This window comes from Streptomyces diastaticus subsp. diastaticus (assembly GCF_011170125.1).
Taxonomy (GTDB): domain Bacteria; phylum Actinomycetota; class Actinomycetes; order Streptomycetales; family Streptomycetaceae; genus Streptomyces; species Streptomyces diastaticus.
The window spans coordinates 114,931-141,068 of sequence record NZ_BLLN01000001.1; the positions used below are offsets into that span (position 1 = coordinate 114,931).

The following is a 26,138-nucleotide window of genomic DNA, read 5'->3' on the forward strand; positions in this document are numbered from 1 at the left end:
GCCCCCACTGAGCCTTACCTCACAGGACCGGTGTCCGCGGTGCGTCTTACGCTGGTGAGCGCTGCCCGAGGGAGGACAGCCTGCGACCCCTGAGTGAGGAATGGGCGAAATGCCGGAGTTTGCGTACACCGATCTGCTGCCGACCGGGGAGGACACCACGCCCTACCGGCTGGTCACCTCCGAGGGCGTCTCCACCTTCCAGGCCGACGGGCGCACCTTCCTCAAGGTCGAACCGGAGGCGCTGCGCAAGCTCGCCGCCGAGGCGATCAAGGACATCCAGCACTACCTGCGCCCGGCCCACCTCGCCCAGCTCCGCAAGATCATCGACGACCCCGAGGCGTCCTCCAACGACAAGTTCGTCGCCCTGGACCTGCTGAAGAACGCCAACATCGCCGCCGCCGGCGTCCTGCCCATGTGCCAGGACACCGGCACCGCGATCGTCATGGGCAAGCGCGGCCAGCACGTCCTCACCGAGGGCGGCGACGAGACGGCCCTCTCGCGCGGCATCTACGACGCGTACACCCGGCTCAACCTGCGCTACTCCCAGATGGCCCCGCTGACCATGTGGGACGAGAAGAACACCGGCTCGAACCTGCCCGCGCAGATCGAGCTGTACGCGACCGACGGCGACGCCTACAAGTTCCTCTTCATGGCCAAGGGCGGCGGCTCGGCCAACAAGTCCTTCCTGTACCAGGAGACCAAGGCCGTCCTCAACGAGTCCTCCATGATGAAGTTCCTGGAGGAGAAGATCCGCTCGCTCGGCACGGCCGCCTGCCCGCCGTACCACCTGGCGATCGTGGTCGGCGGCACCTCGGCCGAGTTCGCGCTCAAGACCGCCAAGTACGCCTCCGCGCACTACCTGGACGAGCTGCCCGCCGAGGGCTCCGAGCTGGGCAACGGCTTCCGGGACAAGGAGCTGGAGGAGAAGGTCTTCGAGCTGACGCAGAAGATCGGCATCGGCGCGCAGTTCGGCGGCAAGTACTTCTGCCACGACGTGCGCGTGGTCCGGCTGCCGCGCCACGGCGCCTCCTGCCCGGTCGCCATCGCCGTCTCCTGCTCGGCCGACCGCCAGGCCGTCGCCAAGATCACCGCCGAGGGCGTCTTCCTGGAGCAGCTGGAGACCGACCCGGCCCGCTTCCTCCCGGAGACCACCGAGGAGCACCTCGACGAGTCGGGCGACGTCGTCAAGATCGACCTCAACCGCCCGATGGACGAGATCCTGGCCGAGCTGACCAAGTACCCGGTCAAGACGCGTCTCTCGCTGACCGGCCCGCTGGTCGTCGCCCGCGACATCGCCCACGCCAAGATCAAGGAGCGGCTGGACGCGGGCCAGGGCATGCCGCAGTACCTCAAGGACCACCCGGTCTACTACGCCGGCCCCGCCAAGACCCCCGAGGGCTACGCCTCCGGCTCCTTCGGCCCGACCACGGCCGGGCGGATGGACTCCTACGTCGAGCAGTTCCAGGCGGCGGGCGGCTCCAAGGTGATGCTGGCCAAGGGCAACCGATCCCGCCAGGTCACCGAGGCCTGCGACGCCCACGGCGGCTTCTACCTCGGTTCCATCGGCGGCCCCGCCGCCCGCCTCGCCCAGGACTGCATCAAGAAGGTCGAGGTCCTGGAGTACGAGGAGCTGGGCATGGAGGCCGTCTGGCGCATCGAGGTCGAGGACTTCCCCGCCTTCGTCGTCGTCGACGACAAGGGCAACGACTTCTTCACCGAGCCGGCGCCCTCGCCGACCTTCACCTCGATTCCGGTGCGGGGGCCGGGGCTGGCCTGACCCACCCGTGACAGACACCCGGCGCACCCCGCGCGACTCCCTGTTCGCCCGTGAGGTTCCCCGGCTCACCTGGGTGCGTCCGGTGCCGGGCCGCCTGGCCTGCGGGCGCGTGACGCTGCCCGGGGGCGAGGCGGCCTCCGTCGTCCGCGCCCCGGCGGCCGGGCCCTCCTTCGCGGCCCGGCTGCACGGCGCGGAGGACTGGTTCCTGTTGCGCGGCGGCGCCGAACTGGGCCGCGTGGAACGGGTCCGCCCGCCGTGGCAGGCGCTGCTCGCCGACGTACGCGCGGGCGTGGACGGGCACACCGGCGGCGGCCCGGTCCGGATCACCGGGCACCGGGCCTGGCGTAAGCGGCTCCGGGGTGTCGAGGTGCGGCACGCCGACGGCACCTCCTGGTGGTTCCGGCTGCGGGACGGCGTGGTGCTGGTGGACGAAGCGGGCCTGCCCCTCGCCGTACGCGGGTCCGGTGGCTGGTCGCTGCCCGGGGCGCCCCTCGCCCCCGAGGACGAGGCGGCCGTCGCCTTCGCCCTCGCCTTCCACGAGGCGGCCGGGCTCGCGGACTTCCTCGTCCATCCCGTGCGGCGGTTCCTCGACCACGTGCTGGTGGCGCTGGTCTCCTCGCTCTCGCCCTGACGGGCCGGCGCCCGCCCCCTGCCGTACGGGGACGGGCGCCGGACGGACGAGGGCTACGCCAGACTCTGCGCGGCCGAGCCGTCGCAGTTCTGGAGGCGGGCCGGGGCGTCCTTGGCGGGCAGGGTGACGCAGAGGTTCTGGGCGGCGGTGGGGCGCAGGGTGGTACCGGTGCGGGTGAACTTCTGGTTGGGCTGGCCGGCGCAGTCGTAGAGGACGAGGGCGCGGCCCGCGCGGTAGTCGGCGCCGGGGACGTCGAGGCAGCGGTCGTGGGTGGCCTCGATGTGCACGCTGCCGGTGTCGGGGCTCAGCCACCAGCCCTGGTTGCGGGTACCGGCGCAGTCCCAGCCGATCAGGGCGGTGTCGTTGAGGGTGGCGCCGCTCTTGGCGTCGAGGCAGACGCCGGTGCCGGCGCGCAGCGGCTCGAAGGCGTCGTCCCAGGCGCCGGCGCGCAGGACGGCCTGGCCGGTGGAGCCGGGGTCGGCGCAGCTCGCCTCGCGCAGGCCGGTGCCGTGCAGGGCGCTGAGGCAGGCGGCGAAGGCGGCGTGGCCGCGGCCGTTGGGGTGGAAGGACTGGCGGACGGAGTTGGCGTCCGGCGGGAAGGGGTTCGAGAGGTCGACGGTCAGGCCGCGGACCCAGGTGTTGTCGGTGCAGACCTCATGGCCCTGGAAGAGGCGGGAGCCGTCGAGGTAGGTGGCGCCGGCCTGCCGGGCGGCGGTGCGCAGCCCCTTCTGGAAGGCGGGCACGGCGGTGTCGCGGCCCCAGCGGGCGTCCGCGTCGTACCCCACGCAGCCGCCGGGGAGCTTGCCGGGGAACTTGGGGTTGTCGCGGAAGTCCGGGGTGATGGGGCTGGAGTAGCTCATCAGGACGAGTTCGTAGGAGCCGTCCGCGTAGCCGGCGTCGGCCATGACCTTCCTGAGGTCGCCGAGGGTGGCGGTGACCTTGGGGATCAGGCCGTCGACGCGGCCCTGCCAGCCGGGGTCGTACTTGGGGTTGCAGGCGCCCTGGAGGAGCAGGTAGCGGGTGACGCAGTCGGTCATGACGGGGCCGAACTGGAGGTCGTCGTTGGCTCCGGCGACCACCAGGACCTGCTTGATCCGGGTGTTGCGGGCCTTGATCGCGAGGCTGTCGCTCTGGACCAGTTCGTCGGCGTACTGGCGGGTGCCGCCGATGCGGATGTTGGTGGAGTTGGCGCCGGAGCAGGAGACGTTGTACGTGACGTCGGCAGGGATGCTGGTCCGGTGGACGGCGGCGTCCTTGGAACGGTGGCACCAGTTGGTGGGCCCGTCGGTGCCCGGTTCGTAGTTGCCGACGCCCTCGCCGGAGATCTGGCTGTCGCCGAGCGAGATCAGGGAGGTCTTGCGCTGGTCGAGGGGGCGTTCGGCCGGGTCGCCGTAGAGCGCGGTGGCCTCGGCGGCGCGGACCGCCTCCAGCTCGGCGGGGAGCGGGGCGGCGGACGAGGCGGCGGGGGCGGCGCTCGCGGTCGCCGGGGTGAGCAGGGCGGCGAGGACGGCCGCGGAGGCGGCGAGGGCGGCGGCCGCGCGGCGTGGTCCGCGGAGTGCGTACGGCTCTCGGGCGGTGCTGGTGCGCTTCATGGCGTCTCCAGGGGGCACGTGTGGCCCGTGCGGGGTGTCCGTGCCGGACATCCCCCACGGGTCCGGTGACGTTGCGGGTACCGGTGCTACCGAGGGTTTTTACTGGTCGGTAGAGGTGAGGGGAATACGCAGAACCAGACAATCGCTCAACTTCTCGGCGGGCCCCGCGCGCCAGAGGTCCTTTCCCGCCCCCGGCGCCTCCCCTCGCCCGCCGGTTTTCGGAAGGTAGGACGACATGACGAGTGACGCTTCCCGCACGGACGCGACGGCCGGCGGCTTCCGGGTCGAGCACGACTCGATGGGCGAGGTGCACGTCCCGGCCGAGGCCAAGTGGCGGGCGCAGACGCAGCGCGCCGTGGAGAACTTCCCCGTCTCCGGGCAGCGCCTGGAGCGGGCCCACATCGAGGCGCTGGCCCGGATCAAGGGCGCGGCGGCCACGGTCAACGCCCGGCTCGGGGTGCTGGACGAGGAGGTCGCGCGGGCCGTCGCGTCGGCGGCCGAGGAGGTGGCCGGAGGCCGGTGGGACGCGGAGTTCCCGGTGGACGTCTTCCAGACCGGCTCGGGCACCTCGTCCAACATGAACATGAACGAGGTGCTGGCGACCCTGGCCACCGAGCGCCTCGGCCGCCCGGTCCACCCCAACGACCACGTCAACGCCTCGCAGTCGTCCAACGACGTCTTCCCCTCCTCGATCCACATCGCCGCCACCGCCGCCGTCACCCGCGACCTGATCCCCGCCCTGGAGCACCTGGCGGCGGCGCTGGGGCGCAAGGCGGCGGAGTTCGCGGACGTGGTGAAGTCCGGCCGCACCCACCTGATGGACGCCACGCCGGTCACCCTCGGCCAGGAGTTCGGCGGGTACGCCGCGCAGGTGTCGTACGGCGTGGAACGACTGCGGGCCTCGCTGCCGCGACTGGCCGAACTGCCGCTGGGCGGGACGGCCGTGGGCACCGGGATCAACACGCCGGCCGGGTTCTCGGCCGCGGTGATCGCCGAGGTGGCGCGGGCCACCGGCCTCGAACTGACCGAGGCGCGCGACCACTTCGAGGCGCAGGGTGCCCGGGACGGCGTGGTGGAGACCAGCGGGCAGTTGCGGACGATCGCGGTCGGCCTCACCAAGATCGCCAACGACCTGCGGTGGATGGCCTCCGGCCCGCGCACCGGCCTGGCCGAGATCCGGTTGCCCGACCTCCAGCCGGGCTCCTCGATCATGCCTGGCAAGGTCAACCCGGTGGTCCCGGAGGCGGTGCTGATGGTGGCGGCCCAGGTGACCGGCAACGACGCGACGGTCGCCACGGCCGGCGCGGCCGGCAACTTCGAACTGAACGTGATGCTCCCGGTCATCGCCAAGAACGTGCTGGAGTCGATCCGGCTGCTGGCCAACGTCTCCCGGTTGCTGGCCGACCGCACCGTGGACGGCGTCACGGCCGACGCCGAACGCGCCCGCGAGTACGCCGAGTCCTCCCCGTCGGTGGTCACCCCGCTCAACAAGTACCTCGGCTACGAGGAGGCGGCCAAGGTCGCCAAGCGCTCGCTGGCCGAGCGCCGCACCATCCGCGAGGTGGTCCTCGACGGGGGGTACGTGGAGCGCGGCGACCTGACGCTGGAACAACTCGACGAGGCGCTCGACGTGCTGCGGATGACCCGGCCCTGACCTGCGGCGGGACGGTGGGGGCTGCCCGCCGGACGGGCCCGCGGCGCACCGGCGGGTGCGCCGCGCGCCCGTCCGGACGGCGGGACACCGCCTAATATCTGGCCATGGCAGAGACGGAGAGCGCGACAGGCGGTGCGGCGGCGCGGGGCGGGCGGTGGGCGCCGGGCACCCCGATCCTGTGGCGGTACCGGGAGAACGCCGGGGAGCGGTTCCACATCTGCCGCCCGGTCACGGTGGTCCGCGACACCCCCGACCTGCTCGCCGTGTGGATGGCGCCGGGCACCGAGGTGGTCCGCCCGGTCCTCGCCGACGGAACCCCCCTGCACCGCGAGCCGCTGCGGACGCGGTACACCAAGCCCCGCGCTGTCCGCCGGGACCACTGGTTCGGCACCGGCGTGCTGAAGCTGGCCCGCCCCGGCGAGCCGTGGTCGGTGTGGCTCTTCTGGGAACCCGGCTGGCGGTTCAAGAACTGGTACGTCAATCTGGAGCAGCCGCTGGAGAGGTGGTCCGAGGGCGTCGACTCCCAGGACCACTTCCTGGACATCGCGGTGGCCCCGGACCGCAGTTGGCGGTGGCTGGACGAGGACGAGTTCGCCGAGGCGCAGGCGGCCGGGCTGATGGGGGCGGAACAGGCACGCGCGGTGCGGGAGGCCGGGGCCCGGGCGGTGGAGCGGATCGCCGCCTGGGAGGCCCCGTTCAACGGCGGCTGGCCCGAGTGGCGGCCCGACCCGGGATGGCCGATTCCGGTACTCCCCGGCGACTGGGATCGCACGGGCGTACGAGTGGGCGGTGGCTGACGGGTACCGTGCGGTATCCGCCGGGCACCCGGTCGGCCGGTGGACCTGAGCCGTGGCGGAGGCCACGACCTGCGCGGCGAGGTGCCCCAGCGGGCCCCGTGGCCCCGGCCATGATCCGCCGGACACTGGCAAAGGGCCGTGAGACCCTTGCTAGACGGCCGTACACCAAACGTAGGATCGTCGTCCGCAAGGACACAGCAGCCCCCGGACTCCACCGGTGGGCCGCACCGCACGACACGGCGGCGGCCGGCCCCTACCGGCCGGGCCGCCCGCCGTCGCAGGATCGCAACGCACAAGCGCACGTCAGGCAGACAGGCATCGAGGGGCGGGACACGACGTGAACGAGGGTCCAGGGCAGCAGAGCGGCGCGGCGGCGGGTGGTTACCCCGCGGGCCTGGTCGTGGACCGTACCGGGCAGGCCGAGGCGTTCGACGCGATAGGCAAGCGGTACGACGAGGCGTTCCCGCACAAGGAGGGCCAGATAGCCGCTGTGCAGCGCCTGCTCTCCGAACTCCCCGCCGGGGCACGCGTCCTGGACGTCGGCTGCGGCACCGGCCTGCCGACCGCCGGGCAGCTCACCGACGCCGGCCACCGGGTCACCGGGGTCGACCTCTCCGCGGGGATGCTGGAGCTGGCCCGGACCAACGTCCCCGGCGCCGAGTTCCTCCACCGCGACCTGGCCTCGCTCAGGGCCGACGGCCCGCGGGGGCTCGGCCGGTTCGACGGCATCACCTGTTTCTTCACCCTGCTGATGCTGCCGCGCGAGGAGATCCCCCTCGCCCTCGGCATGCTCCGCTCGCTGCTGGTTCCCGGCGGTCATCTCGCCCTGTCGATGGTCGAGGCCGACCTGGACGACGCGGGCATCCCCTTCCTCGGCCACACCCTGCGGGTCTCCGGCTACCTCCGTGAGGAGCTGCGCCGGGTGGTGACCGGAGCGGGCTTCGAGATCACCGGCGAGGACGACTACGCGTACGCGCCGGCCAGCACCGACGCCCCACCCGAGTACCAGCTCTTCCTGAACTGCCGGCGCGACTGACACGGCGCAGCCCCGGACGGACGGATTCGACACGCGTGACGGAGCACCCCACCTCCCACGAGGGCCGGCAGCAGAGAACTGCCGGCCCGACCGCCCCCGCCGAACGGCGCGGGGCGCGCCTGCGTACCCCCGATCCAGCCGAGGGGGCGGACGGCCAGGAGCCGGCCGGCCCACCGGAACGGGGCCGCACCGAGAAGGCCCCCGTACCGCGCCCGGCCAAAGGACGGCGGCGGCGCAAAGGCGGCTCCCGACGCGCAGCGGCCTTACCGGCGCAGGACTCCACCACCCCCGCCAAACGCTCCGGCGGTCGCGGCCGGTCCGGTAAGGGCACGTCCGACGCGCCCGTCGAGCACGGCCCCGCGCCCGCCCAGGCCGGCCCCGGCGCGGCCCGCGGCTCGCGCGAGGAGCCACCGCGCGGCGGGCCCGGCGACGGCGGCCACCTGCCGGGCCAACTGCCGGGCACGGCGCGGCGCGACGGCGACCGGCTGAGGTTCGTCGGGGCGGCCACCCGGCGCATCGCCCGCGGCATCGACCCGGACGAGATCGTGATGGGCCTGTGCCGGGCGACGGTGCCGACCTTCTCCGACGCCATCCTCGTCTACCTCAGCGACCCGCTGCTGGTCGGCGACGAGCGGCCGGCGGGACCGCTGGTGCTGCGGCTGCGCCGCACCGACCGGCTGCGGCACCTCGGTGAGGCCGAGGAGGAGAGGGAGGGCTCGCTCGCCGCGCAGATCCCGCTCTCGCCGGAGGCGCTGCTCTCGCCCGAGCTGTGCGAGGTGCGCCCCGGCGGCGCCCTCGCCGAGGTGCTGCGCGGGGTGCGCCCGGTCTTCTCCGACACGCCCGCGGCCCGCGCCGCCCTGCCCGAACTGCTCGGCGAGGGGCCGACGGTGCCCGGCGGGATGCGCACCATCCTGGCGCCGCTGCGCGGCCGCCGCCGGGTGATCGGTGCCGCCGTCTTCCTGCGCAGCCCCGACCGGCCCGCCTTCGATCCGGACGACCTGCTGGTCGCGGCCCAACTGGCGACACACAGCGCGCTCGGCATCGACAAGGCGGTGCTGTACGGCCGCGAGGCGTACATCGCGGACGAGTTGCAGCGCACCATGCTCCCCGAGACCCTGCCGAAGGCGACAGGGGTCCGGCTGGCCAGCCGGTACCTGCCGGCCGCCGAGTCGGCCCGCGTCGGCGGCGACTGGTACGACGCGATCCCGCTGCCGGGCTCGCGGGTGGCGCTGGTGGTCGGCGACGTGATGGGGCACTCGATGACCTCGGCGGCGATCATGGGCCAGCTGCGGACCACCGCGCAGACCCTGGCGGGGCTGGACCTGCCGCCGCAGGAGGTGCTGCACCACCTGGACGAACAGGCGCAGCGGCTGGGCTCGGACCGGATGGCGACCTGCGTGTACGCGGTGTACGACCCGGTGTCGCACCGCATCACGGTGGCCAACGCCGGGCATCCGCCGCCGGTCCTGCTGCACCTGGGGGGCCGTGCGGAGGTGCTGCGGGTGCCGCCGGGTGCGCCGATCGGCGTCGGCGGGGTCGACTTCGAGGCGGTCGAGCTGGACGCGCCGGCCGGGGCGACGCTGCTGCTGTACACCGACGGCCTGGTGGAGTCGCGGCTGCGGGACGTGTGGACCGGCATCGAGCAGCTGCGGGAGCGGCTGGCGGCGACGGCCCGGCTGACCGGCCCCGACCATCCGCCGCCGCTGGAGGCGCTCTGCGACGACGTGCTGGACATGCTGGGTCCGGGCGACCGGGACGACGACATCGCACTGCTCGCGGCCCGCTTCGACGGGATCGCGCCGAGCGACGTGGCGTACTGGTTCCTGGAGCCCGACCCGGCGGCGCCCGGCCGGGCCCGGCGCCTGGCCCGGGCGGCGCTGGCACGGTGGGAGCTGGAGGAGCTGACGGACTCGGTGGAACTGCTGGTCAGCGAGGTGGTGACCAACGCGGTCCGGTACGCCACGCGCCCGGTGACGCTGCGGCTGCTCCGTACCGACGTGCTGCGGGTGGAGGTCGGCGACGACGTGCCCCAGCTTCCGAGACTGCGGCAGGCCCGCGCCACCGACGAGGGCGGGCGCGGCCTGTACCTGGTCAACAAGGTGGCCCGGCGCTGGGACGCGACCCGGCTGAGCAACGGCAAGATCGTCTGGTTCGAGCTGTCGATGCCCTGAGCGGTGGCCGGCCTCCCGTGGCACCTCCGGCCCCGTCCGCGCCCGGCTCACCTGGCCGCGTGCGGGGCCGGGGCGGGTCCGGGCGACGCCCGGGCAAGCGGGCGGGGTGAGGAGGACGGCGTGCGTGCCCCGGTTCGCCGCGCCCCGGCGGCCTTGGCACGTCGGGGACCGGACGGGCCGCCCGCGTCGCCGACGCCCTGACGGGAGCCTTGACCGCCCGACGGGGTGCGGCGGTGCTCTCCGCGTGTCGTCCGCGTCCGTGCACCCCGCACCGCGGGATGCCCCCGTGTCCGACGGCCGCGGCCCGGCTCCCTTCCGCTGGGGAAGCGAGCCGGGCCGCGGCCGTGCGCCGGGACGGGGCGCCGCTACTCCTCGGCGCCCGGTGCGACCGGGTCGTTGGTCGGCAGTTCCGGGCCCGGCGGGGTCTCCGGGGGCGACTCGGGGGCCGACGGGTCACCGGTGGGCTGGTCCGAGGGGTCCGGGTCGGTCGGCTCCTCGGAGGGCGGGTCGTCGGAGGGCTCGGGGTCGCCGCTGGGCTCCGCGGGCTCCGTCTCCTCCGGCGGCGGGGGCGTCGTCGGGTCGGGTTCCGGCGGCGGGGCGACACCCGCGCCCATGTCGGTCTCCAGCTCGAAGGCGACCGGGGTGCCCATCACGTCGAAGGTGTAGTCGGCCCAGATCCGTGCGGGGAAGCCGCCGCCGTTGACCCGGCCGCCGCCGGCCGCGCCGTGAAGCGAGACCTGCTGGCCCTTCTTCTCCATGTCCTCCCCGAAGAGGCCGACGGAGGTGACGAGCTTCGGGGTGAAGCCGGTGAACCAGGCGGACTTGTTGTCGTCGGAGGTGCCGGTCTTGCCGGCCACGTCCTGCGCGGAGTGGCGGACCGCCGCGCCGGTGCCGTCGTCGACCACGCCGGTGAGGACGGAGGTGACGGCGTCGGCGGTGGAGCGCTTGATCACCTGCTCACCGACCGCCTTCGGCAGGTCCACGGAGCCGTCGCGGTTCTCGGCGCTCTTCAGCACGGCCGGGGTGACCAGCTTGCCGTGGTTGGCGAAGGTCGCGTAGACGCCGGCCATCTCCAGCGGGCTGGCGCCCATCGAGCCGAGCGTCTGGGCGGGGACCGCCTCCAGCCCGTCGACGTCCATGCCGAGGTCACCCGCGGTCTTCATCACCTCGTCCATGCCGACGTCGACGCCCATCTGCGCGAAGACGGAGTTGACGGACTTGTTCATCGCCTTCTGGACGGTGACCGGACCGTAGTCGACGTCGTCCTCGTTGGGCGGCGCGTACGGCGTGGGCGAGCCCTCCAGGGGCCGTTCGCTGGTGCCGTCGTAGATGGTGCCGGCGGTGATGGCCTGGCCGTCCTGGGTCTTCGCACCGCTCTCCAGGGCGGAGGCGAGGATCAACGGCTTGAAGGTCGAGGCCACCTGGTAGTCGCGGCGCGTGGCGTTGGACAGCTGGTGCTCGAGGTAGTCGCGGCCGCCGTAGAGGGCCAGGACCTTGCCGTTGCGCGGGTCGACGGAGGCCGCGCCGGTCTGGACGCGGGCGTCGACCTTGCGGGCCTCGGGGTCGAGCTGGTCGTTGAGGGAGCTGTCGACCGAGCGCTCCAGCTCGCGCTGCTTCTTCTTGTCGATGTTGAGCGTCATGGTCCAGCCGCCGGCCTCGACGGAGGTCTGGGCCTCCTCGGCGGTGGCGCCCTGGGCCATCAGCTGCTTGCGCAGGGCGTTGTTGGCGGCGTTGACGAGGTAGCCCTTCTGGCCCTGGAGGCCGGGGGCGGGCTTCGGCTCGTCCGGGACGGGGAACTCCTCCTCGGCGGCGCTCGCCTTGTCGAGCCAGCCCTGGTCGACCATGTTGTCCAGGACGTACCGCCAGCGCTCCTTGACGAGCTTCTTGCCCTTCTCCGAGGCGACGGCCCAGTCGTACTGGCTGGGCGCCTGGAGGAGGGCCGCGAGGTAGGCGCCCTGGGAGACGGTGAGGTCGTCGGCGTCGACGCCGTAGTAGGACTGGGCGGCGGCCTGGATGCCGTGCGCGCCGCGGCCGTAGTAGCTGGTGTTGATGTAGCCGGCGAGGATGTCGTCCTTGCTCATCCGCTGGTCGACCTTGAGGGCGATGACCAGCTCCTTCACCTTGCGGCTGACCGTCTGGTCGGAGGTGAGGTAGTAGTTCTTCACGTACTGCTGGGTGATGGTCGAGCCGCCCTGCTTGCCCTTTCCGGAGACGGTGTTGACCAGTCCCCGGGCGGTGCCCTTCAGGTCGATGCCGCCGTCGGTGTAGAACGTCTTGTTCTCGGCTGCCACGAACGTGCGCTGCACGTCCTTGGGTATCCGGTCCAGTCCGACGATCTCGCGGTTGACGGACCCGGTGTGGGTGATCTGGGAGCCGTCGGCGTACTTGTAGACGTTGCTCTGGCGCGTGGCGTCGGCGTTGCCCTCGGGCACGTCGACGGCGAGGTAGAGGCCGACGAAGCCCAGCATCCCGAGCAGGCAGACGGTGAAGAAGGCACCGAGCAGTTTCTTGAGCGTGAAGAAGCGGCGTATGCCGCCCGACGAGCGCGCCCGGCCGTCGCCGCCCCGCCCCGCTCGTCCTTCGTCCGATCGGCTCATGATGAGTCGCTCCGCTTCTTTCCGCTCCGAGAACCCCGGGGTGTACGGGGCCTGGTCCCGCCCGGCTGGACCGGACATCCGCGTTCGGCGGGTACCCGTGCCCTGCGGCCACACCCGTCCGGTCAGCTTTGAAAGCTAACACCGCGGCCGAGGACAAACGGTTGCCGATCCGGCCTTTTCCGGACGTGAGAATGAGCACCCGCGACCAAGGGAACCGACTCACGAACGTGCCCCGAGGTTGCCGTCACCGCTCATTTCCGGCCAGGGAAGGCGCGGAGGCCCCCTTCACCCCCGGCGGCGGCGACGGGGGTGGCGTGAGCAGCACCACTCCGATAAAGTGATATCAGTTTGATCGGCCAGTGCGAGCAACGCGACCGCGGCAGGGCCACCGCGGCACCGACCACAGGAACGGGGACACCGTGACCACCTCCTCCCACACCCCAGCCGACGACCGGACGCCGGAGCTGCCCGCCATGCCGCAGCCGTCCGTCCGCGAGTTCCAGGCGCACAGCATCGGCGGGGCGATGGCCCTGCTGCTCGGCCTCCTCGGCCTGGTCGTCGGGGCGGGCCTGATCGCCTTCGGCGCGGCGGCCGACGCCGACGCCGTCAAGGCCGTGCTGATCGTCGTCGGCATCCTGGTGGCGATCGGCGCCTTCCTCGCGATGTGCGGACTGAACATGGTGGCGCCGGGCGAGGCCCGCGTCGTCCAGCTCTTCGGGCGGTACCGCGGCACCATCCGCACCGACGGCCTGCGCTGGGTCAACCCGCTGACCACCCGCGAGAAGATCTCCACCCGGGTGCGCAACCACGAGACGGCCGTCCTCAAGGTCAACGACGCCTACGGCAACCCGATCGAGCTGGCCGCCGTCGTCGTCTGGCAGGTCGAGGACACCGCCCGCGCCGTCTTCGAGGTGGACGACTTCCTGGAGTTCGTCTCCACCCAGACCGAGGCCGCCGTCCGCCACATCGCCATCGAGTACCCCTACGACGCCCACGACGAGGGCGGCCTGTCCCTGCGCGGCAACGCCGAGGAGATCACCGAGAAGCTCGCCGTCGAGCTGCACGCCCGGGTCGAGGCGGCCGGCGTCAAGATCGTCGAGTCCCGCTTCACGCACCTCGCCTACGCCCCCGAGATCGCCTCGGCGATGCTCCAGCGCCAGCAGGCCGGTGCCGTCGTCGCCGCCCGCCGGCTGATCGTCGAGGGCGCGGTGGGCATGGTCGAGCAGGCCCTGTCCCGTATCCAGGAGGACGACATCGTGGAGCTCGACTCCGACCGCAAGGCCGCCATGGTCAGCAACCTGATGGTGGTCCTCTGCGGCGACCGGTCCGCCCAGCCGGTCGTCAACACGGGCACGCTCTACCAGTGACCGGGGCGACGGAGGACGGAGCGGCCGACCGGCCGCGGCGCCCCCGCCGGCAGCGCAAGCAGGTCCTGCTGCGGCTCGACCCGCTCGTCCATGACGCCCTCGCCCGCTGGGCCGCCGACGACCTGCGCAGCACCAACGCGCAGATCGAGTTCCTCCTCCGCCGCGCCCTCCTGGAAGCGGGCCGCCTCCCCGGGGCCACCGGCCCCCTGCCGCGCCGCGGCCGCCCGCCCCGCCGCGAGGAGCCCGAGACGGGCGGCTGACCGCCCCCGCACCACCGCCCGCGCCGGGTGGGCCGAACCCCTTCGGCCCACCCGGCGCGGGCGTTCGCGCACCGGCCACCCCGCTATCCACCCCGGCTATACACCCCATGTACAGTGCGCGGCATGTCCATCGGTCACACCCTGCTCGGCCTGCTGGAGTCCGGCCCCCGCCACGGCTACGACCTCAAGCGCGCCTTCGACGACAAGTTCGGCCACGACCGGCCCCTGCACTACGGCCAGGTCTACGCCACCATGTCCCGCCTGCTGAAGAACGGCCTCGTGGAGGTCGACGCGGTGGAGTCCGGCGCCGGTCCCGAACGGAAGCGGTACGCCATCACGGAGGCGGGCATCACCGATGTCGCCGCCTGGCTCGCCACCCCGGAGAAACCCGAGCCCTACCTCCAGTCGACCCTGTACACGAAGGTCGTCCTCGCCCTGCTCACCGGCCGCGACGCCGGTGACCTGCTCGACACCCAGCGGGCCGAGCACCTGCGGCTGATGCGCGCCCTGACCGCCCGCAAGCGTCAGGGCGACCTCGCCGACCAGCTCATCTGCGACCACGCCCTCTTCCACCTGGAGGCGGACCTGCGCTGGCTGGAACTGACCGCCGCCCGCCTCGGCGCCCTCGGAAAGGCGGTCGGCGCGTGAGTGCTGCCTCCCCCTCACCGCCGGCGGGGACCGCCCCCGCCCCCGCCGGCTCGCTCCTGGCCGCCGCCGGGCTGCGCAAGACGTACGGCCGGACCACCGCCCTGGACGGCGCCGACTTCTCCATCCACGCCGGTGAGGTGGTCGCCGTCATGGGGCCCTCCGGCTCCGGCAAGTCCACGCTGCTGCACTGCCTGGCCGGCGTCGTCCGCCCGGACAGCGGCACCCTCACCTACCAGGGCACACCACTCGGCGACCTGTCCGACCAGCGCCTGAGCGCGCTGCGCCGCACCGAGTTCGGCTTCGTCTTCCAGTTCGGCCGGCTCGTCCCCGAGCTGACCTGCGCGGAGAACGTGGCGCTGCCGCTCCGGCTGAACGGCGTGCGGCGCAGGACCGCCGAGGCCGCCGCCACCGCCTGGCTGGAGCGCCTGGAGGTGGACGACGTCCACGACAAGCGTCCGGGCGAGGTCTCCGGCGGCCAGGGGCAGCGGGTCGCGGTGGCCCGCGCCCTGGTCACCGGGGCGCGCGTGGTCTTCGCCGACGAGCCGACCGGCGCCCTGGACTCCCTCAACGGCGAGCGGGTCATGGAACTGCTCACCGAGTCGGCCCGGGCGGCCGGCACCGCCGTCGTCCTGGTCACCCACGAGAACCGGGTGGCCGCCTACTCCGACCGCGAGGTCGTCGTCCGCGACGGCCGCTGCCGGGACATGGAGCGGTACGTGTGACGACCACCGCACCGCAGGCGGCAACCGCGCCGCCACTCCCCTCCGCCCCGCGCGGCTCCGGCCGCAGCGGATGGTTCCAGGACCTGCTCACCGGCCTGCGGTTCGCCTTCGGCGGCGGCCGTGAGGGCTGGTCGCGCACGCTGCTGACCGCCGCCGGGGTCGGCGCCGCCGTCGCCGTGCTGCTCGGCGCCGCCAGCACTCCGCACCTGCTCGCCGAACGTGCCGCGCGCGGCGACGCCCGTACCGCCTCCGCGGTGAGGGACCCGGGAAGCGCCGCACGCTCCGACTCCACCGTGCTCTACTCCACCACGGAGTCCGACTACCGCTCCGAGACGATCTGGGGCACGTACCTCAAGGCCGAGGGGAACGCCCCGGCGCTCCCGCCGGGCCTGCCCGGGCTCCCCGCCGACGGCGAGATGTACGCCTCGCCCGCCCTGCGCGACCTGCTGGGCACCGAGGAGGGCGCCCTCCTCCGCGAGCGCCTCCCCCAGAAGATCGTCGGCACCATCGGCGACGCGGGGCTGGTCAACCCGCGCGAACTCCTCTTCTACGCGGGCCACGACGCGCTCACCCCGGGGGAGGCCGGGCGTACCGAGGGGTTCGGCCTGGCCTCCGAGGGGGACGACCTGGCTCCCTCGCTGGTCATCCTGATCACGCTGATGTGCGTGGTCCTGCTCACCCCCGTCGCGGTCTTCATCGCCACCGCCGTCCGCTTCGGCGGCGAGCGGCGCGACCGCCGGCTCGCGGCGCTGCGCCTGGTCGGCGCCGACCGGCCCACCGTCCGCCGGATCGCGGCCGGCGAGGCACTCGGCGGCGCGCTGCTGGGCCTCGCCGTCGGCGGCGTCCTGTTCCTGGCGCTGCGGCCGCCGGCCCAGTACGTCGAGGTGTGGGACGTCGGCGTCTTCGCGGGCGACCTGGTGCCGGACCCGCTGCTCGGCCTGGTGGTCCTCCTCGGGGTGCCGCTCGCGGCGGTGCTGGTCACGCTGGTCTCGCTCAAGTCGGTGGCGATCGAACCGCTCGGGGTGGTCCGCCACGCCAAGCCGCGCCGCCGCCGCCTGTGGTGGCGCCTGCTGCTGCCGGTGCTGGGTGTGGCCCTGCTGCTCCCGTTCAGCGGGGACGTCGGCTTCCGCGATGTCATGTACAGCGAGTACGTGATCGGCGCCGGCAGCGCGCTGGTCCTGATCGGCCTGATCGCCCTGCTTCCCTGGGCCGTCGAGGCCGTCGTCCGGCGGCTGCGGGGCGGCCCCGTCCCCTGGCAGCTCGCCACCCGCCGGCTCCAGCTGGAGAGCGGCTCCGTCTCCCGGTCGGTCGGCGGGATCACGGTGGCGGTCGCGGGGGCCATCGCCATCCAGATGCTCCTCGGTTCGATGCACGAGGACTTCATCAAGCTCACCGGCCAGGACCCGGCCCGCGCCGAGGTCGGCGTCGCCACCAACCACGCCGACGGCGAGCTGGCCCAGCGGATGATCGCCGACTTCCGCGCCACCGAGGGCGTCCGGAAGGTCATCGGCACGGTCAACGTCTACGCGACCCGGCCGGGCCCGTACAAGGGCGACATCCGCCCCACCACCGAACTGCACGTCGCCGACTGCGCCACCCTGCGCGAGCTGGCCCGGATCGACCGGTGCGAGGACGGCGACACCTTCGTCGCGCACAGCCCGGACGAGGAGATGAACGCCTGGGTCGACCAGTCGGCCCGCCCCGGCAAGCCGGTCAACCTCGGTGACAACCCCGAGGACGCCGGGTTCTCCGACCACGAGCCGGCCGGCGAGATCCTCTGGACCCTCCCCGCAGACAGCCCCGTGGTCCGCACCCGGAAGGACCCGGGCGGCAACCACCGGGACGGCATCTACGTCACCCCGAGCGCCATCGGCAAGGAGCTGGAGCGCGCCCCGGCGATGACCACCGCCATGATCAAGCTGGACCTGTCGGTCCCGGACGGCGTGGAGCACGTGCGCAACACCGCCGCCGCCATCGACCCGACGATGCGGGTGACCAACTTCATCGCCGTCACCCGCGACCGCAACTACGCCAGCGCCCAGACCGCCCTCATGGTCGGCGCCTCGGTACTGCTGGTGCTGATCGCGGCCTCGCTGCTGGTGTCGACGACCGAGCAGTTGCGGGAGCGGCGCCGGGTGCTGGCCGCCCTGGTCGCCTTCGGCACGCCGCGCCGGACGCTGGCCTGGTCCACGCTGTGGCAGACCGCCGTCCCGGTCGTCCTCGGCATCGGCGTGGCGGTCCTCGGCGGGCTCGGCCTGGGCGCCGTGATGACCGGGGTGATCGGCAAGCCCGTCCAGTCCTGGTGGGTCTTCTGGCCGTACGCGCTGACGGGCGCCGGGGTGACCCTGTTGATCACGCTGGCCTCGCTGCCGCCGCTGCTGCGGATGACCCGGCCGGACGGCCTGCGGACCGAGTGACCCCGCGCGGTCCGTGAGACGTACGGGAGCCCCCCACCGATGCCGGTGGGGGGCTCCCGTGCTGTTCCGGTGTCACCGGGGGCGCGTCACGCGCCCGCCAGGACCGCCTCGGAGTCGAGGGTCGCGCCGACGGCCTGGAGGACGGCGGCGATCTTCACGGCCTCCTGGATCGTCTCGCGGTCGACCCCGGCCTTGCGGAGCACCTGCTCGTGCGAGTCGAGGCACTGGCCGCAGCCGTTGATCGCGGAGACGGCGAGCGACCAGAGCTCGAAGTCGACCTTCTCCACGCCCGGGTTGCCGATGACGTTCATCCGCAGGCCGGCCCGCATCGTCCCGTACTCGGGGTCCGACAGCAGGTGCCGGGTCCGGTAGAAGACGTTGTTCATCGCCATGATGGCGGCGGCGGACTTGGCGGCCTGGTACGCCTCGGGCGACAGGTTGGCCTTGGCCTCCGGCTCCAGCTCGCTGAGCACCTTCGGCGAGCGCGAGGCGATCGCGCAGGCCAGCACGGTGCCCCAGAGCTGCTGCTCCGGGAGGGGGCTGTTGCCGATGACGGAGCCCAGGTTGAGCTTCAGGTCCTTGGCGAAGTCCGGTATCGCGGACTTGAGTTCGTCGAGAGCCATGGGGTTACCTCACTCGCCCGAGAGCAGCGCGACCGGGTCCAGGGTCTCGTCGCCCTTGCTCCAGTTGCACGGGCACAGCTCGTCCGTCTGGAGGGCGTCGAGGACCCGGAGGACCTCCTTCGGGTTACGGCCGACGGAGCCCGCGGTCACCATGGTGAACTGGATCTCGTTGTTCTGGTCGACGATGAAGACGGCGCGCTGGGCGAAGCCGTCCTCGCCCTCGATGCCCAGGTCGCGCATGAGCTCGTGCTTGGAGTCGGCGAGCATCGGGAAGGGCAGGTCGGTCAGGTCCGGGTGGTCCTTGCGCCAGGCGTGGTGCACGAACTCCGAGTCACCGGAGAAGCCGAGGATCTGGGCGTCACGGTCGGCGAACTCCTCGTTCAGCTTGCCGAACGCGGCGATCTCGGTCGGGCAGACGAAGGTGAAGTCCTTCGGCCACGCGAAGACGATCTTCCACTTGCCCTCGTAGGTCTTGTGGTTGATCTGCTCGAACTCCTTGCCCTTCTCCAGCGAGACGCAGGCCGTGAGATCGAACTCGGGGAACTTGTCACCGACAGTGAGCACTGTGGTCCTCCGGTAGTGCTGAGGGGTTGGACTGTGGCCCAGCGTGCCACACGGAGGATCATGCCGAGAAATCGATCAGTGACGTTCCACCGATAGGGCGAACGAATCAGTCACTCGCGCGCGACCAGGCGTTTTCCCCGAAGACTCCGGACCGCCCGCGCCCGGCCGGAAGCGCGGCGCCGTCGGCCGCCGAAAGGCGGAACGCACCCCCGCACGCGACCGGAGGGCATCATTCCATGCCCGGAGTGCCAGCCTGCACGGTCACCCTCCGCATCGAAGGAGGGCCCGACGGCCCTACCGCCCGCGTTCCGGCGGGCACCACCCTGCCGGCACCGGCGCGCGCGGCCGGCCGCCCCGGCGTGGCGGGCATCACCGGCCCGGGACCCCGCCCCGCCCGTAGGCTGGGGACGCGGCGGGCGGCACCGCCGACCGCCGACCCAGCAGCACCAGCAGCACCGGCCGGAGACCTTGAGCCCCATGCATCACAGCCCCACCCCGGCCCGCCCCGGCCGCGCCGCCAAGGGCCCGACCCTCGCCCAGTTGCGCGCCTTCGCCGCCGTCGCCGAACACCTGCACTTCCGGGACGCCGCCGCCGCCATCGGGATGAGCCAGCCCGCCCTCTCCGGCGCCGTCTCCACCCTGGAGGAGATCCTCGGGGTCACCCTGCTGGAGCGCACCACCCGCCGGGTGCTCCTCTCCCCCGCCGGAGAGCGGCTCGCCCCCCGCGCCAAGGCCGTTCTCAACGAGGTCGGCAACCTGCTGGAGGAGGCCGAGGCGGTCCGCGCCCCCTTCACCGGCACCGTCCGGCTCGGCGTCATCCCGACCGTCGCCCCCTACCTGCTCCCCACCGTGCTGCGCCTGATCCGCTCCGCCTACCCCAGGCTGGAGCTCCAGGTCCACGAGGAGCAGACCTCCTCCCTGGTCGAGGGCCTGCTCGCCGGACGGCTGGACCTGCTGCTGCTCGCCACCCCGCTCGGCGTCCCGGGCCTGCACGAACTCCCCCTCTTCGACGAGGACTTCGTCCTGATCACCCCGCTGGACCATCCGCTCGGCGGTCGCGAGGGCGTCCCCCGCGAGGCGCTGCGCGACGTCGACCTGCTCCTCCTGGACGAGGGCCACTGCCTGCGCGACCAGGCGCTGGACGTGTGCCGCGAGGCCGGGCGCACCGACCGCCCGGTCACCACCGGCGCCGCCGGCCTCGCCACCCTGGTCCAGCTGGTCGCGGGCGGACTGGGTGTCACCCTGCTGCCGCGTACCGCCCTGAGGGTCGAGGCGGGCCGCAGCTCGCAGCTCCTCACCGGAACCTTCACCACCCCGGCGCCGAGCCGCCGGGTGGGCCTGGTCCTGCGGTCGGGCGCGGCCCGCGCCCATGAGTACGAGGAGCTGGCCGCCGCCTTGCGCGAGGCGCTGCGCCCGCTGCCGGTGCGCGTCCGGGAAGGCTGAGGGCCCGGCTCCCGCGGCGGGCGGGGCCGGGCTCTCGGCACGGCTGCGTACCGCCTCACTTCTCGTGCGGCGGCGGGCCCTGTCCGGCCTCGGCGTCCCGCTCCCCGGCCCCGGCCCCCCGGGACGGCGTGGTGCCACCGGTCTCGGGGTCCGGAGCGCCTTCCCGGCCGGCCCCGCCGGACCCCGGCACGGGGGCGTCCGCGCGGTCCGGGCCGTCGCCGCCGACCGGTGCGACGGGCAGCGCGGTGGCGCCGTGCGGGCCGGGCGCGGTCCGCAGGGCGGTCTCCCGGCTGTAGGCGCGCAGATAGCCGACGACCGTGTTGATGACGGCGACCAGCGGCACGGCGACGACGGCGCCGCCGATCCCGCCGACCAGGCCGCCGGCGGCGACCGCCAGCACCACCGCGAGCGGGTGGACCCGGACCGCCCGGCCGAGGATGAACGGCTGGAGGATGTGGCCCTCGATCTGCTGCACGGCGAGCACCACCACGAGGACCAGCAGCGCGGTCCCCACGCCCTGGGTCACCAGCGCCACCACCACGGCGAGCGCACCGGAGACCACGGCGCCGACCAGCGGGATGAAGGCGAAGAGGAAGATGAAGACGGCGAGCGGCACGGCCATCGGCACGTTGAGGAACCACAGGCCGAGGCCGATGAAGATCGCGTCGATGAGCGCCACCATCACCGTGCCGCGCACGTACGCGGTGAGGGTCCGCCAGGCGCGCGGCCCCGCTCCGGCGATGCCCGGCCGCGCCTGCGCGGGGACCAGGTTGAGGGACCAGCGCCAGATGCGCTTGCCGTCGTAGAGGAGGAAGAGGGTGGAGAACATCGCCAGCACCATGCCGGTGAGGACCTCCAGCAGCACGGTGACGCCCTCGAGCCCGGCCGAGGTGAGTTCCTCGGTGTTGGTGCCGACGGCGTCGCGCAGGGTCTTGGCGATGTCGTTGATCTGGTCCTCGGTCACGTGGAACGGGCTGTTCAGCAGCCAGCCGCGCAACTCGTCGATGCCGTCCTGGACCTGACTGGAGAGCGTGTCGATGTTCTCCATGACCTGCCAGACCACGAACCAGCCGACCAGGCCCATGATGACGAAGCCGAGGACGGCGGTGACGGCGGTCGCCACCCCTCTGGGCATCCCCATCCGGCGGAGCGCGGTGACGGTGGGCTGGAGCAGCGCGGTCACCAGCAGCGCGGCGACGAAGGCGAAGACGACCAGCTGGACCGAGGTGATGATCTTCATCAGGACCCAGAGGGTCCCGGCGAGCACCAGCAGCCGCCACCCCGCCTCGGCGGCCACCCGCATCCCCCACGGCACGGCGTCGACCGGGTCGGGCCGCGCGGAGACGGCCGGCGCGTAGGCCGGCGGGGCCGGTACGTGGGCGGCCTCCGCCTCGGCCTCCGCCCCGGCCTTGACGAGGGGGACGGCGCCGACCACCGGGGGCGCGGCGGGCTTGGGCGGCGCGGAGGGACGTTCCGGCACCGGGGGGACACCGTGGGCGGCGGCCTCCTCGGCCGCCTCCGCCCGGGCCCGGCGTTCGTCGAGCGCCTCACCGATCCGTGTCAGCTCGGCGCCCGCGCGCTCCAGCCACCCTGGCAGTCGTGACATCTTCTTCCGTCCCGTCCCTCGTCCCCGTGCCGCGTTCGGTGCTGTTACCCCGAGAACGCGGAGTCGACCGTACATGGCAGCGGCCCCTCACCGTAGGGACGGTGAGGGGCCGGGGAAGGTTGACGGTGCGGAGCCGTCGTGAGGCGTCCGGCAGCCGGGCCTTCAGGGCCTGCGCGGGCCTAGTACCAGTTGTTGGCCTGCCAGAAGCTCCAGGCGCCGCACGGCGAACCGTAGCGCTGGTCCATGTAGTTGAGGCCCCACTTGATCTGGGTGGCCGGGTTGGTCTGCCAGTCGGCTCCGGCCGAGGCCATCTTGGAGCCGGGCAGTGCCTGGACGAGGCCGTAGGCGCCGGAGGACGGGTTGCTGGCCCGGTAGTTCCACGTGGACTCGTGGTTCACGATGTTGCTGAAGCACTGGAACTGGTCCGCCGGGACCATCTGCCGCGCCATGGCCTGCACCTGGGCGACCGTGTACGAGGACTGGGTGGCGAAGCTGGTGGCGTCGCGGGTCTCGGAGCGGCTGGCCTTCTCCTCGGCCTCCTTGCGCTCCTTGGCCTCACGCTCGGCCTGCTCCGCGGCCTTCTCGGCGGCGGCCTTCTTCTCCGTCGCCGCCTCGGCGGCGGCCTTGCGGGCCGCTTCCTCCACGGCCTTCTTGGTCACGGCATCCGCGGCGATCGACTGCGCGTCGGCCTGCTGGGCCAGCGACGCGGTCTGCACCTGGGCCTGCTGGCCCGCCGGGATGTCCGCGAGGAGAGTCGCCTCGCCTGCGGCTGCCTCGAAGTCGTTCGCGGGCTGCTGGGCACCGCCGGAGGCAACGCCCACGACAGCACCGACAGTGGTGACCGCCGTGGCCGATGCCACAGCGAATCCCCGGACCGAGATCCGGCTCACACGGTTTCCTTCCAGCGTCGTCCGCATGGGTGACCTCGCGGACGCAATCGTGCCCTTGTCGCTGGCTTCCTCTCGAACGTGGTCACGGGAAGCACGGACCCGACAGGGCTCCCCCGCACACGTGCGAGGAGCACCCCGTTCAACTCGGGTGGCATACGGCGTCTCTATGGAGTTCTCGACCTACTTGGTACTGCTAGGGGTACCGCGTGCCGTATGCGGGGCCTGACAGGAGCAAGACTCTGCCGGACGCCCCCGCCGCAAGGCAATTCTCTCCCGCGTGTTTAACCTCACACGTTGTTTGCCCCATGGGGTTGCTGGAAACGTGCGCGCAGCAAAGCGCCGCCGGGCTAGGCTGCTTGGCCTTCCGCGACGGCACTTTGTACCACCGGTCATACTTTTCGGACCTACCGATCAAATGGCCCAGGGCACCGCCACCCGAGTGCCCAACTCGCCCCGGTTCAGGCGGCTTCGGGTCACCCGGTCGGCCCCGTCACAACTGGCCGTCCTCCAGCATCTCGGTGACCAGGGCGGCGATCCGGGAGCGCTCGGAGCGGGTGAGCGTCACATGGGCGAAGAGGGGGTGCCCCTTCAGCTTCTCCACCACGGCCACCACACCGTCGTACCGGCCCACCCGGAGGTTGTCCCGCTGGGCCACGTCGTGGGTGAGGACGACCCGGGAGTCGGCGCCGATCCGGGACAGCACGGTCAGCAGGACGTTGCGCTCCAGGGACTGGGCCTCGTCGACGATGACGAAGGCGTCGTGCAGGGAGCGGCCCCGGATGTGGGTGAGCGGCAGGACCTCCAGCATGCCGCGGGCCACGACCTCCTCGATGACCTCGCGGCTGGTGACGGCCGAGAGGGTGTCGAAGACCGCCTGCGCCCAGGGGCCCATCTTCTCGGCCTCGGTGCCCGGCAGGAAGCCGAGTTCCTGCCCGCCGACGGCGTACAAGGGCCGGAAGACCATCACCTTCTTGTGCTGGCCGCGCTCCAGCACCGCCTCCAGGCCGGCGCAGAGCGCCAGGGCCGACTTGCCCGTACCGGCCCGGCCGCCCATCGAGACGATGCCGATCTCCGGGTCGAGGAGCAAATCCAGCGCGATCCGCTGCTCGGCGCTGCGGCCGTGGATGCCGAACGCCTCCCGGTCGCCCCGGACGAGGCGTACCTCGCCGCTCTCGGTGACCCGCCCGAGCGCCTTGCCGCGTTCGGACTGGATGGTCAGCCCGGTGTGCACCGGCAGTTCGGCGGCCTCGGGCACGAGCAGGGCGTCCTGCTCGAAGAGCAGGTCGACCTGCTCCCCGGAGAGGGACAGCTCGGCCATCCCGGTCCAGCCGGAGTCGGTGACGGCCAGCTCCGCCCGGTACTCCTCGGCGAGCAGGCCGACCGACGACGCCTTGATGCGCAGCGGCAGGTCCTTGGAGACGACGGTGACGTCGAACCCCTCGGCCTGGAGGTTCCGGGCGACGGCGAGGATGCGTGAGTCGTTGTCCCCCAGGCGGTATCCGGCGGGCAGCACGCCCGGGTCGGAGTGGTTCAGCTCGACACGGAGACTGCCGCCCAGGTCCCCCAGGGGGATGGGGGCGTCGAGCCGGCCGTACCGGACGCGGAAGTCGTCCAGCAGGCGCAGCGCCTGGCGGGCGAAGTAGCCGAGTTCCGGGTGGTGCCGCTTGGCCTCGAGTTCCGTGACCACGACGATCGGGAGCACCACTTCGTGCTCGTCGAAACGGATCATGGCGTTCGGGTCGGCCAGCAGCACGCTGGTGTCGAGTACGTAGGTGCGCCTGTCGGACATGCGGCGCTTTGAGCTGGTCACCACGGAAGGACGTACCCCCTCGGATGAGGTCGGGGTGCGACGGGGTCGCGGGGGCCTCCCCGGGGACGGAGGTGTCCCGAGGAGGAGGACGGGCCGGGCGCGGCCCCTGCACGGGCCGGGCGCCGGCCCTCCGCTCCGTCCGTGCCGAGGGCTCGGTCGAGGTGGTGCAAAGGGCCTCCCGGGCGGACGGCCGGGCCGCCCGCTGAGCTCCGGCGCCCGCCCCTGCACTGCCCGGGCGCCGGCCTGGCAGTGATATTCCCTCCTTGTCGCCGCGCCATGCGTGGCGGTGTCACGCACACGGATGAACTCCCGGCACCGAACGGGGGTCCGGTACCGGGAGTCCAGGTGGCGCGCAGCGGGTGGGGAGCGGGCCCGTCAGCCGCCGAACCGGCGGTTGCGGTACGCGTAGTCGCGCAGCGCCCGCAGGAAGTCGACCTTGCGGAACGCGGGCCAGAAGACCTCGCAGAAGTAGTACTCCGAATGGGCGCTCTGCCAGAGCATGAAGCCCGAGAGGCGCTGCTCGCCGCTGGTGCGGATGACGAGGTCGGGGTCGGGCTGCCCGCGGGTGTAGAGGTGCTCGGAGATGGACTCGACGGAGACGGTCTCGGCCAGCTCCTCGAAGGAGGTGCCGCGCTCGGCGTGGTCCAGCAGCAGCGAGCGGACGGCGTCGGCGATCTCCTGGCGGCCGCCGTAGCCGACGGCGACGTTGACCAGTATCCCCTGGTTGGCGGCGGTGGCCTCCTCCGCCTCCTTGAGGACGGTGCGGGTCCGGTCGGGGAGCATGTCCAGGGTGCCGACGTGGTGGACGCGCCAGCGGCCGTCGGCGGCGAGGCCGCGGACCGAGTCCTCGATGATGCCGAGGAGGGGGGTCAGCTCGGACTCGGGCCGGTCGAAGTTGTCGGTGGAGAGCATCCACAGGGTGACGACGCGCACCTTGGTCTCGGCGCACCAGCCCAGGAACTCGGTGATCTTGTCGGCCCCCGCCCGGTGGCCCTGCGCCGTGGTGCCGCCGGACGCCTTGGCCCAGCGCCGGTTGCCGTCGAGGATGACCCCGATGTGGCCGGGGCCCTGGTCGTGGTCGAGGCGGCCTTCCACCCGGCGTGCGTAGAGTTTGTACACCAGGTCGCGCAGATTCACGTCTGTTCAGCCCCTCCTGGGATCGACCGGTCACCGAGGCCGCCACACTATCGCTGTGCCGGTCGGGGCCGTCGTCGGGTTTGTCGCCGCTCCTGTGCGCGGGAACGGACTCCTGGCTCGCCTGACCTGGCGGACGTGTGGACCGCCGGGTGCCGCCGCCGGCCCGGCCGGCCGGCAACCGGCCGTTCGTGTGCGGCGTGCTCGTCCCGGGCGGAGACGGCTCCGCACCCGGGGAGCGGGGGGACGTTCCGGAGAGGTGGCGCCTGCCTGCTTCTCGCTCCGCGCGGTGCGTGGCCGCGTCGGGATGCGCCGGGTTCGCCGTGGAGACGATAGCACCGCGCCCCCGGTGGACGTGGGGGGCGGCGGCCCCTCCTCCTGCTCCGGGCCCTCCCTCAA

20 protein-coding genes are annotated in these 26,138 nt (G+C 73.0%); 12 read left to right on the forward strand and 8 right to left on the reverse strand.

Features of this window, described 5'->3' with window-relative positions; translation table 11 throughout:
* Positions 1-100 precede the first annotated feature (100 nt).
* Entirely contained in the window at positions 101-1,777 is a 1,677-nt protein-coding gene (locus Sdia_RS00490) for a fumarate hydratase (RefSeq protein ID WP_115069837.1), read from the forward strand.
* Positions 1,778-1,784: 7 nt separating this feature from the next.
* On the forward strand, positions 1,785-2,408 hold the full coding sequence (locus tag Sdia_RS00495; RefSeq protein WP_189500430.1) for a hypothetical protein: 624 nt from the start codon (positions 1,785-1,787) through the stop codon (positions 2,406-2,408).
* 53 nt (positions 2,409-2,461) lie between these two features.
* Here the strand turns inward: Sdia_RS00495 and Sdia_RS00500 are convergent, their stop codons facing one another.
* On the reverse strand, positions 2,462-4,000 hold the full coding sequence (locus Sdia_RS00500; protein WP_100452589.1) for a ricin-type beta-trefoil lectin domain protein: 1,539 nt from the start codon (positions 3,998-4,000) through the stop codon (positions 2,462-2,464).
* 235 nt (positions 4,001-4,235) lie between these two features.
* Between Sdia_RS00500 and Sdia_RS00505 the strand changes: the two genes are divergently transcribed.
* The 4 genes from Sdia_RS00505 (at position 4,236) to Sdia_RS00520 (ending at position 9,658) form a co-directional block, all read left to right on the forward strand.
* Positions 4,236-5,654, forward strand: a complete 1,419-nt coding sequence (locus Sdia_RS00505) for a class II fumarate hydratase (RefSeq protein WP_100452588.1) — start codon at positions 4,236-4,238, stop codon at positions 5,652-5,654.
* Positions 5,655-5,758: 104 nt separating this feature from the next.
* The gene (gene fomD, locus Sdia_RS00510; RefSeq protein WP_100452587.1) at positions 5,759-6,451 is read left to right on the forward strand and encodes a cytidylyl-2-hydroxypropylphosphonate hydrolase; all 693 of its coding nucleotides are present in this window, start codon (positions 5,759-5,761) and stop codon (positions 6,449-6,451) included.
* Positions 6,452-6,788: 337 nt separating this feature from the next.
* The gene (locus tag Sdia_RS00515; protein WP_100452586.1) at positions 6,789-7,487 is read left to right on the forward strand and encodes a class I SAM-dependent DNA methyltransferase; all 699 of its coding nucleotides are present in this window, start codon (positions 6,789-6,791) and stop codon (positions 7,485-7,487) included.
* 35 nt (positions 7,488-7,522) lie between these two features.
* Positions 7,523-9,658, forward strand: coding sequence for a SpoIIE family protein phosphatase (locus Sdia_RS00520; RefSeq protein WP_100452585.1), 2,136 nt, complete (start codon positions 7,523-7,525; stop codon positions 9,656-9,658).
* A 365-nt stretch (positions 9,659-10,023) separates the two neighbouring features.
* Here Sdia_RS00520 and Sdia_RS00525 read toward each other — a convergent pair whose 3' ends face one another.
* The gene (locus Sdia_RS00525; RefSeq protein WP_100452584.1) at positions 10,024-12,255 is read right to left on the reverse strand and encodes a transglycosylase domain-containing protein; all 2,232 of its coding nucleotides are present in this window, start codon (positions 12,253-12,255) and stop codon (positions 10,024-10,026) included.
* A gap of 473 nt (positions 12,256-12,728) precedes the next feature.
* On the opposite strand from Sdia_RS00525, the gene Sdia_RS00530 reads away from it, so the two are divergent.
* From Sdia_RS00530 to Sdia_RS00550, 5 genes are all read left to right on the forward strand, one after another.
* Positions 12,729-13,622 carry an SPFH domain-containing protein gene (locus Sdia_RS00530; RefSeq protein WP_100453316.1) on the forward strand — a complete coding sequence of 298 codons (894 nt, stop codon included), beginning with the start codon at positions 12,729-12,731 and terminating at the stop codon, positions 13,620-13,622.
* Positions 13,619-13,882 (forward strand): type II toxin-antitoxin system antitoxin, encoded by a 264-nt coding sequence (locus Sdia_RS00535; RefSeq protein ID WP_100452583.1) that lies wholly within the window; start codon positions 13,619-13,621, stop codon positions 13,880-13,882. Before Sdia_RS00530 ends, Sdia_RS00535 begins: the two co-directional genes overlap by 4 nt.
* A gap of 123 nt (positions 13,883-14,005) precedes the next feature.
* Positions 14,006-14,530, forward strand: coding sequence for a PadR family transcriptional regulator (locus Sdia_RS00540; protein ID WP_100452582.1), 525 nt, complete (start codon positions 14,006-14,008; stop codon positions 14,528-14,530).
* The gene (locus tag Sdia_RS00545; RefSeq protein ID WP_115069831.1) at positions 14,527-15,252 is read left to right on the forward strand and encodes an ABC transporter ATP-binding protein; all 726 of its coding nucleotides are present in this window, start codon (positions 14,527-14,529) and stop codon (positions 15,250-15,252) included. Before Sdia_RS00540 ends, Sdia_RS00545 begins: the two co-directional genes overlap by 4 nt.
* Positions 15,249-17,669 (forward strand): FtsX-like permease family protein, encoded by a 2,421-nt coding sequence (locus Sdia_RS00550; protein WP_115069830.1) that lies wholly within the window; start codon positions 15,249-15,251, stop codon positions 17,667-17,669. Before Sdia_RS00545 ends, Sdia_RS00550 begins: the two co-directional genes overlap by 4 nt.
* A gap of 86 nt (positions 17,670-17,755) precedes the next feature.
* On the opposite strand, the gene Sdia_RS00555 is transcribed toward Sdia_RS00550, so the two are convergent.
* Entirely contained in the window at positions 17,756-18,292 is a 537-nt protein-coding gene (locus Sdia_RS00555) for an alkyl hydroperoxide reductase (RefSeq protein WP_100452579.1), read from the reverse strand.
* A gap of 9 nt (positions 18,293-18,301) precedes the next feature.
* Positions 18,302-18,856: a peroxiredoxin gene (locus Sdia_RS00560; protein ID WP_030265371.1), complete on the reverse strand. Its 555-nt coding sequence runs from the start codon at positions 18,854-18,856 to the stop codon at positions 18,302-18,304.
* Between the two features lie 477 nt (positions 18,857-19,333).
* Here Sdia_RS00560 and Sdia_RS00565 point away from each other — a divergent pair, with 477 nt between their 5' ends.
* The gene (locus Sdia_RS00565; RefSeq protein ID WP_100452578.1) at positions 19,334-20,299 is read left to right on the forward strand and encodes a LysR substrate-binding domain-containing protein; all 966 of its coding nucleotides are present in this window, start codon (positions 19,334-19,336) and stop codon (positions 20,297-20,299) included.
* A 55-nt stretch (positions 20,300-20,354) separates the two neighbouring features.
* Here Sdia_RS00565 and Sdia_RS00570 read toward each other — a convergent pair whose 3' ends face one another.
* The 4 genes from Sdia_RS00570 to Sdia_RS00585 form a co-directional block, all read right to left on the reverse strand.
* Positions 20,355-21,905, reverse strand: a complete 1,551-nt coding sequence (locus Sdia_RS00570; protein WP_100452577.1) for an AI-2E family transporter — start codon at positions 21,903-21,905, stop codon at positions 20,355-20,357.
* A 179-nt stretch (positions 21,906-22,084) separates the two neighbouring features.
* Positions 22,085-22,795: an aggregation-promoting factor C-terminal-like domain-containing protein gene (locus Sdia_RS00575; protein ID WP_010638255.1), complete on the reverse strand. Its 711-nt coding sequence runs from the start codon at positions 22,793-22,795 to the stop codon at positions 22,085-22,087.
* 490 nt (positions 22,796-23,285) lie between these two features.
* Positions 23,286-24,608 (reverse strand): RNA 5'-3' helicase PhoH2, encoded by a 1,323-nt coding sequence (gene phoH2, locus Sdia_RS00580; RefSeq protein ID WP_100452576.1) that lies wholly within the window; start codon positions 24,606-24,608, stop codon positions 23,286-23,288.
* Between the two features lie 372 nt (positions 24,609-24,980).
* The gene (locus Sdia_RS00585; protein ID WP_100452575.1) at positions 24,981-25,742 is read right to left on the reverse strand and encodes an isoprenyl transferase; all 762 of its coding nucleotides are present in this window, start codon (positions 25,740-25,742) and stop codon (positions 24,981-24,983) included.
* Between the last annotated feature and the right edge of the window lie 396 nt (positions 25,743-26,138).